Source organism: Geopseudomonas sagittaria, assembly GCF_900115715.1.
In the GTDB taxonomy this organism is placed as follows: Bacteria; Pseudomonadota; Gammaproteobacteria; order Pseudomonadales; family Pseudomonadaceae; genus Geopseudomonas; species Geopseudomonas sagittaria.
Map to the genome: position 1 here is coordinate 1 of NZ_FOXM01000033.1, position 10,823 is coordinate 10,823.

Here is a 10,823-nt window from a genome sequence, read left to right on the forward strand (position 1 = left end):
CGGAAACCACCGCGATGATCTTCCTCGTGCTGCTCGGCGCCGATCTGCTCAACTCCGGCCTGGCGCTGACCCAGATGCCCACCGAGCTGGCCGAATGGGTGAAGAACAGCGGCATGGCGCCGATGCTGGTGCTGCTCGCCATCCTCGTCACCTACCTGATCCTCGGCTGCGTGATGGACTCGCTGGCGATGATCCTGCTGACCATCCCGATCTTCTACCCGATGATCATGGGCCTGGACTTCTTCGGCCTGGACGAGTCCTCGAAGTCGATCTGGTTCGGCATCCTGGCGCTGATGGTGGTGGAGATCGGCCTGATCACCCCGCCGCTGGGGATGAACCTGTTCATCGTCCAGCGCGCCGCCGCCGACGTGCCGTTCATGGAAACCGCCCGCGGCGTGGTGCCGTTCCTGATCTCGGACCTGCTGCGCATCGTCCTGCTGGCGCTGTTCCCCGGCATCTGCCTGTGGCTGCTGACCTTCTGAGTGCGCTGGCGCGCTAACGACACCGCCCGCCGCACCGCTTGCCGGTGCGGCGGGCGGTGTGCTTCATGGGCGGCGGTGGCGGCGCGGGTCCATACTGGAGCGATGCACGCGACTGGCCTGGCCCGGCTGGCGGGCAGGGGGCCGCGCGCGGCAGGAACCCGGTAAGCGTCGATGAACGAGTCGTCACCCTTCGCGGAGCGCAGCGACCAGCCGTGCCGCTTCACGGGGCGCCTGCTGCAGTGGGCCTGCGAGGGCCTGGCCCTGGCCGGGGGACTGATCCTGCTGCTGTTGATGGGCCTGTCGCTGGCGTCGCTGCTCGGCCGCAAGCTGTTCGCCACGCCCGTGCAGGGCGACATCGAGCTGATGGAGATCGGCATGGCGGTGGCGGTCGCCGCCTTTCTGCCGCTGTGCGAACTGCACGGCAAGCACATCCGCGTCGAGTCCTTCACCCTGCGGCTGTCCGCGCGGGGGCGCTGCCTGCTGGACGCCTGCGCCCACGGGCTGTGCCTGCTGGCGGCGCTGCTGCTGGCCTGGCGCACCAGCCTGCAGGCCTGGGACAACTTCCGCTACGGCGACGTTTCCATCCTGCTGTCGATTCCGCTGTGGATCCCGCTGCTGCTGATCGTGCCCAGCCTGCTGCTGCTCGCGCTGGCCAGCGCCTGGCAGGTGGGCCGCCACTGGGCGGCCAGTCGCGCGGCGCCCGAGCCGTGAGGCGGTGGGTGCCGGGCAGGGGCGGGGTCAGACCGCGACGTCGGCCTTGATGTGCGGGTGGGCCTGGTAGCCGAGCAGCTCGAAGTCCTCGAAGCGGAAGGCGAACAGGTCCTTCACCTTGGGGTTGAGCTGCATGGTCGGCAGCGGCAGGGGCTCGCGCGACAGCTGCAGGTCGGTCTGCTCGAGATGGTTGCTGTACAGGTGGCAGTCGCCGCCGGTCCAGATGAACTCGCCCGGCGCCAGATCGCAGACCTGGGCGACCATCAGGGTCAGCAGTGCGTAGCTGGCGATGTTGAACGGCACGCCGAGGATCTTTAGCCCCCCAAAATAGTGCACAGTGTGTTGTCCTCCGGGTGTTTGGGGGGAACTTTTCGTATTGTGCATATGGACTTGTGCACAGCTCGTGAACCCGGAGCCAAAGTCCCTGAGCCAGCTTGGATGGGCAGCGATGGCCTGGAAACGTTCTTCGGCAGTCTATCGATAGACGCATGAACATCAGGTTCAAAACCAGCGGTTTCGACGCCAAGGGCTCATTGCTCGGGTTGGGGCTCTCTTAGGTTGAGCTCTGCGCGGATGCTGGAGAACAACTCATCGGGAGTGAGCGTCTCCTCCATTTTCAGGTAGTAGCGCGTCAGGATCGTCAGAGGATGGACGAGGTCCGCCTGAGTTTGATATGCGGACGCCTTGCGCAAGATCTTGTTGGCTTGGTGCTGTTCACGCACCTCACGTTCTAGAGCCTGGATCCCCCCCGGTCGCGTTCGCTGCTGGCCTGAGCGCTGTGCTGGCCACTATCTCGCTCAGACTGCCGCATCCAGCGGCGCAGTGTTTCGGTCGTGCAGCCGATCTTGGCAGTGATTGAGAGGTTTGCTGCCCACTCCGATTCGTGATCGCTCTGACACTCAAGCACCATAAGAACCGTTCTCTGGCTGCCGGGAAATACTTGGTAGCTGCCTGCATGACTCCATCCTCGCTGGGTGGAGGCTCTGTGTAGGAAAGCGGTGGCGGTTCACTTTGCGTCGGTGAAGGTGTAACGAAATCAATCGGGAGGCTTCATGACCAAACTTTTATTATTAGAGGCTGTATCAGAGAAGAACGATAGGACATGGTTTATAGCTGCGAGCAAAATCTAAGCGTGATTTTTTATAGCCATGTACAAGCTATATGAGTGACTTTGCAGCTACGTGCAAAATGCATGATTAATGTTTTGTAGCTACCTGCAAAGTTCATGCGTTCGCATTTCGCAATAGCTTGACAGCTATGCTGCGGGGTGTGTAAAAAAATCTAGGATTCGAGATCGCCAGAGATGATCATAATAACTTGTAATCCGTTGGTTGGTTATTAATCTTTCTGGTGGTAAGTTGCAAAATTAATTTTATTGGGTGCCTCCTGGGTGAATCGAGGCGTAGTGTTCTTGCGCGCATATATGTGTGCAAACAATAATTGGCTACGTATCGTCAGGTGCAGATGAAACTGGTAATTGTTCCTCCATGCAAAAAGTATGGCATTAGATGTTTGCTTTTGGACGATCAGGAGATGGTTGTCGAGTTGGTAAGCCATTATTTAAATACGCTGGCTTTAAGCGGGCAAGGCTACTCGCCAAAGACAATAGTTTTGTACGGGAATAATTTGCGATATCTGTGCGAGTGGCTGGCCAGTGATTCTTTATATGGCAAGCTGCCGATGGATCATGTTTTGTCAATTATACCTCGCGGAGTTATAAGTCAATATTTGTCTAGATTGCGGCAAGCTGGTAAGGAGGAGACAACGCTTAAGAATCGTGATTTGACGTATAAAGGTTTTTTCGAATGGCTGACGACTAGTGAGGCAGAGGCGGTACGAAGCTCAAGCGGCTATGAAAATGGCTTGATCATTAAAAAAGCAAGCTCAAGGAATGTTCCGAGATTCGTAACAAAAGAGCAGATGATTATATTGCTCGGCGCTGTATATCATGAATCCCAGCGCTGTGCTCTGCACTTCATCTATGATGCTGGACTACGTGTTTCAGAGATCGGACGAGTTCTTAAGGAAGATATAGATGCATTGGATCAATGGCCGACAGAGTTGGCATATTTGCCACTTTTGATCAGAGGAAGCAAAGGGCGCGGCGGGAGGAATATAAAAGAAAGATATGTTCTGGTGACGAGGGCGATTTATGATCGAATAAAGAGATATCACAGCAGTGCCGCCTATCGATTTGCGCACTTTAGCGGACCAAAGCCGGCATTTCTGAATACAAATAGATCGCGCATCTCTGCCAAGTCAATACAAAAAACTGTTGAGGCCGCGGCAAAGCGCGCTGGATTCTTGCCTGGTACTGTCAGCCCTCACAAATTGCGTCATGGCACTGCGCTAACTATTTTGCAAGGGGCTGATGGGCATGACTATCTCGAAAAGCTCGTGCTGATTCAAGTCCAATTTGGTCACGCTAGCGTTAAAAGCACAGAGGCATATTCAAGAATTCCTCCTTCATTATTCATAAGGTTGGACGGGAATAAAGAGGTTAGAGAACGATTTCAAGAGGCGCAAGATATATACGACCGGACATTCTTGGCAAACAAGTTTCACTGTGAGAGAAGGGGGCGCAAGAGAAAGTCATGAGGATTATTCATAAAAATGAGATGCCTGAGCCAACGCTGGATTCCCCTTTGGTTCAAGTTGCGTGGATTTTTGATATGCGCGCCTCACTTGCCAAGAGTAATAGTGCCGCCAATAACTTCACTAATGCAAAGAAGTATTTTTTAGAATTTATCAAGGCGTATTTTTCTGAGGGTAAGGCTCTAGATCCTTACTACGTTGATTGCGAATTTGATGAATATACATTGCTTCGCTTTAAGCATTATTTTGATGATTTGGGGATGTCATCATATCACTCTGCGGGTGTTTTATCTGCTGTGCGCCAGACCTTCCAAACGGCAATAGAAAATCAATGGATAAAATTGAAAAGCTTCATTGATTACGTACTGCCAGCAGGTAGCCGAGAAACGGATGCTCGGAGGCCATATTCAGAAAAAGATATGGCCGCAATCGTTAAAGCGCTGAACGATGATATTCGCTTTGCGCGAAAAATATTAAGTCCGTATGTCAGAACTGGTAGAGGGCATGCCCCTGACCTCAGTGCTCATCAGACTCTTGGGATGAAACGTGAGAATGGGTGGTGGGATGATGAAGATAATATGTGTTGGTATTTTGAGAATGAGCTTAACTGCCAGGCTATTACACATCTGCACCCTGACGCCCAAAAAAAGCATAAATATTTTTTGATTGTTGCGACAACGAGGCACGGTGGGATACATAATCTTTATCGTCGCTTGGGGGTGACTGCATGGATTGGGCATGAATTAATAATGCCATATATATATAAGCTTTTGGCTGAGACTGGGCTTAATCCTTCTGTAGCGTTGGCTCTGAAGATTGATGATTATCAGGACGGCCATCCGCTTACAAATCGTCCATATTTGAGATATTGGAAGGAACGCGGTAGTGGCGAAGGCGAGCTGCATCTAGAGTTGTTTGAAAGCGGGGTGTTGACTCTTGATGATCAGCAGGCAAAAAACATTAAGCGCATATGGGCTGACGTAGTGGCGTTGACTGCCAGCTTTCGCCATGAACTCCCACCTGAGAGCCGCGATAGATTGTTTGTATATCAATCTAGAGCTAGTTCATGCGCTGGGCAGGCTCGAGATTTTCTGAAGTGGACTGGTTTGCATACGTCGTGGACAAAAGATTTTGTCAGGCGACATCAGTTATTTGATGCTCAAGGTGAGTATTTAAGTGTCACCATGTCTCGCTTTCGTCCATCCCTTGTTTCAAGAATGCTGAAACGTGGTGTGGATATCTATATCGTGAAATCAATTCTGGGACATCGCAGTATCTTGACCACGCTGCGATATATTGATAGTCATGATTTTAATCCGTTGGCGCGCAAGGAAGTAAAGAATACATTAGAAATTATTAGGGATAACCGGCGCGAATACGAGTGCGCACCAAAGCCCTTGGCCGTTGAGTCATACACAGAAAATGACGTTATTTTTTCCACTGGGCTGGCCTTCTGTAAAAACGTTTTTAGTCCGCCTGAAAGCATTCGTAAAGCTGGAGGGATAAACTTGGGAAGTCCTTGCACATATTTTAATATGTGCTTGAAATGTCCCAATGTTCTTATTGTTCAGGAAAACTTGCCGCAATTGTTTGCCTTGCGCCGTCAGTACATGGTCGCAATGGATCAAGGTCTATCTGCCACTACGCACAGGTCAGCTATCATGCAAAATATTCATGTGTTGAATGGTTTGCTTGATGCTAAAACCAGTGACTGGCCGGATCACGTGCTTGCGGAGGCTGAGCGGAGATCAGAGTTTATTGATGTTCTGGTCGATCCAGTGGCCATCAGGGGTATGTGCTCATGAGTTTTTCAGAGTCTGACAAAATAAGATTTGTTGAACTGCTATCTACCCCGGCTGCGAACATTGATGATGTTAAGGTTTCTAAGGTCTCAAGCGTATACTCCCCTGTTTGGGACTTTACGAAAGACTTAAAGCACCGGCCGCGCTCGATAGATAATGCTGCTCTAGTTGTTAATTGGTGTAGGTGGCCATTCTCGGTTGCTCTTCGCAAAGAGTTACAGCATGTTTTTTGCTTATATCGTTTGGCGCCTAAGTACTTTTCCGCCAGAGAGTCAAAGCCGAATTCCTTCTGCTCTTTGGTCAGCCGATCCATGGATTTTCTGGCAAATGTTGTTAGGACGTTTCCTTCGGCTGAATTGGCTGAAAGCCTAGATCAATTTACTTGGCTTGATATTGACAAGGCTGCGCGTTGTTATAGTTATTCATCTGATACTCGCGTAAAGCAGGGGCTCAAGATAATATTTAACCCTGGTTCTGCTAAGGTATTGGAGAAAACTTTTTGCTTTGGGCCTCAGCAGATCCGAAGGCTGATCATTAATTCCGCTAATTCGCTGAGTCCAGAGGAGGCTTTAAATAAGAGCTTGAAGGGCCCAGAGTGGATGTCTGATGAGTTTTTTTCATTCCTCAGTGATGAGTCATCTGCTCGGGTTAAAGATTTTCTTTTGCGTATGGGGGCTAAAATCGAGGATGCATGTTCATGTAAGTACACTGCTCCTGAAGGTGTTCAAGGGATTAAATGTTTCCCACAGGTATTTTGGCTTTACGAACAGCTGCGTAGGGCAAATAAAAAATGTCCTATTTCAAATGAAACCCCAGCTCAAGTCCAGTATCAGTTAGATCGTCTTGAGGTCAGGGTTGGCACGCTTGCCGCGTATCTTGCCGAGGTCAACATGGCTGCGCAAAGTGTCTTGGCTATGTATATGGGGGCAAGATTTTCAGAGCTGGCCGAGGTGGAGGTCGGGTGTCTTAAAGAGATTGATGGCATGCCGTGTGTCGTTAGTCGTAATTTCAAGGGGCGTCCGGACTCAAGTAATGAGAGCGATAGTTGGGTTGCAATTCCTGTTATGCGCGATTCGGTTCGGGTCTTGGAACTTCTCGCGCGCTTGAAAAATAATGGGAAATTGTTTTCTTCACTTTCAACCGCTGGTGGAACGTCGATCAGGGGGAGGTCTGTGAAGAATGAAGGTGTCGGGTATTCTTCCGGCGGTTTTTCTAGCGCAATGAGAAAGTATATTGAGTCAGTAGATAAGTATGGTAGGTTCAAGGGTTTGCACTTCAGTAGTCATCAGTTTAAGCACTCGCTTGCTCGGCAAATGATCAAGGCTAAGTTGGGGCTCCCTTATGTAAGCTTTCATTTGAAACACCTTCATTCGCGTGTTTCTACTTTGCCTAGCGATGTAACTTTGGGTTATGGGAATGCAGGAAAGGTTCTTCAGAGTGAGTCTGCTGGTTTGCGGATGCATGAGGCTAGGCGCGAGCTTGCAAAAAAAATATTCGATCCGGACAGTGTAGTGTGCGGCGGTGCAGCTGCAGAGTTTGATGAGCGCAGGAAATCATTTTTCAAAGGCATGACTGACGCGGGAATGACTAAAGAGCAGATTATTAATGAGTTGGCTGCGGTCGCCAGTTCAAGTTTTGTAAATGTTGGTCTTGGCTATTGCACTGGGCGAGTGGGTGACTCTGAAGTTAAGGTTCGCCCTCCGTGCATCGGTAGTTTGCGTTGTAATCCTAGTCAGTGTGCCAATGCAATTATATCAAAGGATGCCCATGGGGCGGCCTGGAGGAAAATGTACGAAGAAAATAAGAGGATGGCCGAAGATGCAAGGTTTTCATACGGCCGAACTCAGTTCGAAGCTGCCGCAGATGAGGCGCGTAAGGTTCTTTATCTGCTAGGGGAAGATGAAGGTTTGAATGTTGAGTGACTGTGGTGGAATGTAAATGGGGGAGAATCTCACGTTTGACGAAAAGAATGAAAAAGATTATATTGAATACACTGAAAGGATCAATTTTGCGCTAAGCATTATAGCTAAAGAGCATAAGCAGCCGGCAACAAAGTCTAATTTGGCGAGGTTGTCGGGAGTTCACCGAAATACACTTAGAAATCGAGCTATTATGGATTGCCCTGCTGAACTTAGAGGTAGGCAGGATGCAGCCAATTTCGGTTGGCCATACTCGGTTCTGGCGGAAATTATCGCTGCACGTAAATCAGCTGTGTTGGATAAGGGTGAGACAATCTCTGAGATATCTATCTTGGAGCTCAAAGTGAAAAAATTAGAGCAACAGTTGGGGATGAGTCGTCATCAAGTCGCTGCATGGTTCACTCGAGCGATCCAACTCAAGCGAGAGCGGGACGAGGCAAGGCGTAGTGTTGAATTGCTGGCCAGTAACCAAAGGATGCTCAAGGATGAGGTCAGTGATCTGCGTAAGAAACTTGTGCAAAGCATAAAGGTGTTGAAATGAGACAGTATTTAGATTTGATGCAAGAAATTTTGCATGGTGGTGAGCCAAAAGGTGATCGAACCGGTACGGGGACTCTCAGCGTTTTCGGGAGACAAATGCGTTTTGACTTGAGCAAAGGGTTTCCTCTGCTGACAACTAAAAAGTTGCATGTTAAATCAATAATTCATGAGTTGCTGTGGTTTCTTAACGGGGATACGAATGTTCGATATCTCAATGAGAATGGAGTAACCATATGGGACGAGTGGGCGACTGAGAGCGGAGATTTGGGGCCACTTTATGGCAAGCAGTGGAGAAGTTGGCCGACGAAAGATGGTGGGGCGATCGACCAGATTAGTTGGGTGATAGATTCGATCAAGAAAAACCCGAATTCTAGGCGGCATATTGTTAGTGCTTGGAATGTTGAGTATCTTCCGGATGAGTCAATGAGTCCGCAGGAAAACGTCAAGCAAGGTCGTATGGCTCTTGCTGCGTGCCACACTCTATTCCAGTTTTATGTAGCTAACAATAAATTATCTTGCATGCTTATGGCGCGCAGCCAGGATTATTTGTTGGGCACTCCATTCAATATTGCTAGCTATGCTCTGCTGACTCATATGATTGCACAACAGTGTGACTTGGAAGTGGGTGATTTCGTATGGACTGGTGGAGATGTACATCTTTATCTGAATCACATAGATCAGGCTAAGCTGCAATTGTCTCGTGAGCCGCGCGATCTGCCAAAGCTCATCATAAAGAATAAGCCTGGGTCGATTTTTGATTATAAGTTTGATGATTTCGAGATTTGCAATTATGATCCTCATCCAGCTATTAAGGCGCCTATTGCGATATAGAAAATTTTACTAGAAGGATGAGTTTTTCTGATTTTTTGTATGCATCGATAAAAGCTGGGCGGCGCAATCGATCTTTACGGTGTAATTTTGCTTGATCTAGGTATGCAGTCCCGGGGTGAGGTGGTGGGGGTCAAGCTTGAAACGGTCCGGCGTTCGAGTCCAGGCATCACAGATCGTTTTGAGCGGAGTACGTCACCGTAGAGCCTTCAGGTGCTTGGCAAAGTTGTATGCCGTGACGAAGGCCCGCACATGGGCTTTCAGGGCATCGAAGTCCGGGTAGTGGAACGACTTGATGGTGGCCTCCTTCACGGTGCGGTTCATGCGCTCGGCCTGTCCGTTGGTCCACGGGTGATACGGCTTGGTGAGCTTGTGCTTGATGCCATGCTCTTGGCAGACACGGTCGAAAATGTGCCCACCAAACCGATTGGTCAGGCCGTTTCGATACCGTGGCTGCTCGGTGAACGCCACGCCGTTGTTCGTGAGGACGGTGTGGATGGTGTACGGGTATGCCGTCACCACCTCTTCGAGCAACGCCGCGCCGTTCTGCTTTGTCGCAGCACCGAAGAACGCCACGTGGGTGAACTTGGTGACGCGATCGATCGCTAGGAACATGTGCTGTTTTCCCTGCTCCAGACGGAGCTCACAGCTGTCGATGTGCAGGTGGCCGATTTCGGTTGGAGCAAACTTTCCATGCTTGGCTCCGCCAGGCTCGCTGCTGGGCAATCTGCTGATGCCATGGCGTACCAGACAGCGATGCAATGCACTGCGAGTCAGTTGGGGGAGGGTTTCACGCAGATGCCCCTGCAGGTCGTCCAAGGGAAGCAGAGTGCGGCGCCTGAGCTCGACCACCATCGCCCTTCAGCATCCGAGAGCCGGACGCTACATGGCTTGGTAGGGCCCATAGGTTTGTCAGTTGTCGTCGAGCGCGAACGCCACTTGGCTACGGTCTTGACGTTCAGTCCGTAGAGGGCGGCAAGGGCGCGCGTCGACTCTTGCGACGCTTGGAGCTCGGCTCGAACTCGCGGCGTTGTGCGGGCTGAACCATGAAGACCTGTTGCCATAGCGCATCCTCCTGATGAGAGCTCAAGAATGCACCATGACTTCCTGGGACTGCACACCTAGGAAATCCGTGGTGCCATCATTAGGAGCCACCACCCAGCAATGACTAGCCCCAGTCAGCGTGTTGCCCGTTTCCTCTCCCCAGAAGTCTCCCTGCTGCAGTCGCAGCCCACGCGCAGGTGGGTCAAAAAATCGAATGCTTTTCCGCCATAGGTCGCGGCTTCCTGAGCCGTCCCATCGTCAATCTGCTGTCGATTCGGCATCACAAACCGCTATCCTTCGTCTTTTCGGCTCTATGGGAAGCGGAAGGTTGAATCCCAAGCACGTGCCGAAGACGGTTGGAATGCATCGTGTAACAAGCACGTCGCTCAACCGAACGACAAGACCAAGGAGCGCAGGTTTCTATTTATGTCGAACCCGTTTTTCGATCACCCGATCCTGAATTCCCCATACCAGCGGCCCGCCCGCCACTGGGAGCTAGACGAAACCGGCCAACCGACTCAGAAGGTCGTTGAAGAACGGCGCAAGGCCCAGTTCATTACCCCCATTCCCAAGCCCAAGAAGCAGAAATCGGCCCCTAAGCAGGAAGGCTTTCTCTTTGACGAAGGAAAGGGGCTTTCCACCGGCAAGCAGCAATACGACCCCACCTCGATCATTAACAAGGTTCGTGGTCATGTAGACACATGGCGTGCGTTGCCAGCCAGCCAATGGCAGGTCACCCCCGAAACGGCGCGCTTGCTCCAGCATTGGCGGCATCACGACTTTCATGGCGTGCGCCCGTTCTTTTGCCAGGTCGAAGCGGTTGAAACGGCGATTTGGCTTACCGAGGTCGCTCCCTTATCCAAACCTGGCAAAGAACTGCTGGAGCACCTCGCGGCTGCCAA

General features: G+C 51.1%; 7 protein-coding genes and 4 pseudogenes. 8 read left to right on the forward strand and 3 right to left on the reverse strand.

Annotated elements, in window-relative coordinates:
* Together BM297_RS21085 and BM297_RS21090 are read left to right on the forward strand one after the other, a co-directional pair.
* Window positions 1-482: TRAP transporter large permease subunit (locus BM297_RS21085; RefSeq protein WP_139231108.1), on the forward strand; the 482-nt coding region annotated here is incomplete at its 5' end.
* 171 nt (window positions 483-653) lie between these two features.
* Window positions 654-1,193 carry a TRAP transporter small permease gene (locus BM297_RS21090; RefSeq protein WP_092435775.1) on the forward strand — a complete coding sequence of 180 codons (540 nt, stop codon included), beginning with the start codon at window positions 654-656 and terminating at the stop codon, window positions 1,191-1,193.
* Between the two features lie 27 nt (window positions 1,194-1,220).
* Here BM297_RS21090 and thyA (BM297_RS21095) read toward each other — a convergent pair.
* Together thyA (BM297_RS21095) and BM297_RS22225 are read right to left on the reverse strand one after the other, a co-directional pair.
* A pseudogene (gene thyA / locus BM297_RS21095) lies at window positions 1,221-1,502 on the reverse strand (thymidylate synthase); the annotation flags it as partial.
* Window positions 1,503-1,864: 362 nt separating this feature from the next.
* Window positions 1,865-2,103 (reverse strand): annotated as a pseudogene (locus BM297_RS22225) (IS3 family transposase); the annotation flags it as partial.
* A gap of 554 nt (window positions 2,104-2,657) precedes the next feature.
* Here BM297_RS22225 and BM297_RS21105 point away from each other — a divergent pair.
* The 5 genes from BM297_RS21105 (at window position 2,658) to thyA (BM297_RS21115) (ending at window position 8,880) form a co-directional block, all read left to right on the forward strand.
* Complete coding sequence (locus tag BM297_RS21105) at window positions 2,658-3,791, forward strand: tyrosine-type recombinase/integrase (protein WP_092429853.1); 1,134 nt, start codon at window positions 2,658-2,660, stop codon at window positions 3,789-3,791.
* Complete coding sequence (locus tag BM297_RS21110) at window positions 3,788-5,593, forward strand: site-specific integrase (protein ID WP_092429851.1); 1,806 nt, start codon at window positions 3,788-3,790, stop codon at window positions 5,591-5,593. Before BM297_RS21105 ends, BM297_RS21110 begins: the two co-directional genes overlap by 4 nt.
* A 308-nt stretch (window positions 5,594-5,901) precedes the next feature.
* Complete coding sequence (locus BM297_RS21715) at window positions 5,902-7,512, forward strand: site-specific integrase (protein ID WP_139231035.1); 1,611 nt, start codon at window positions 5,902-5,904, stop codon at window positions 7,510-7,512.
* A 16-nt stretch (window positions 7,513-7,528) separates the two neighbouring features.
* Window positions 7,529-8,050 carry a hypothetical protein gene (locus BM297_RS21720; protein ID WP_139231034.1) on the forward strand — a complete coding sequence of 174 codons (522 nt, stop codon included), beginning with the start codon at window positions 7,529-7,531 and terminating at the stop codon, window positions 8,048-8,050.
* The gene (gene thyA, locus BM297_RS21115; protein WP_092429849.1) at window positions 8,047-8,880 is read left to right on the forward strand and encodes a thymidylate synthase; all 834 of its coding nucleotides are present in this window, start codon (window positions 8,047-8,049) and stop codon (window positions 8,878-8,880) included. The genes BM297_RS21720 and thyA (BM297_RS21115) overlap by 4 nt, the downstream gene beginning before the upstream one ends.
* Before the next feature lie 96 nt (window positions 8,881-8,976).
* Here the strand turns inward: thyA (BM297_RS21115) and BM297_RS21120 are convergent.
* Window positions 8,977-9,941, reverse strand: a pseudogene (locus BM297_RS21120) (IS481 family transposase).
* 406 nt (window positions 9,942-10,347) lie between these two features.
* On the opposite strand from BM297_RS21120, the pseudogene BM297_RS21125 reads away from it, so the two are divergent.
* Window positions 10,348-10,823 (forward strand): annotated as a pseudogene (locus tag BM297_RS21125) (BPTD_3080 family restriction endonuclease); the annotation flags it as partial.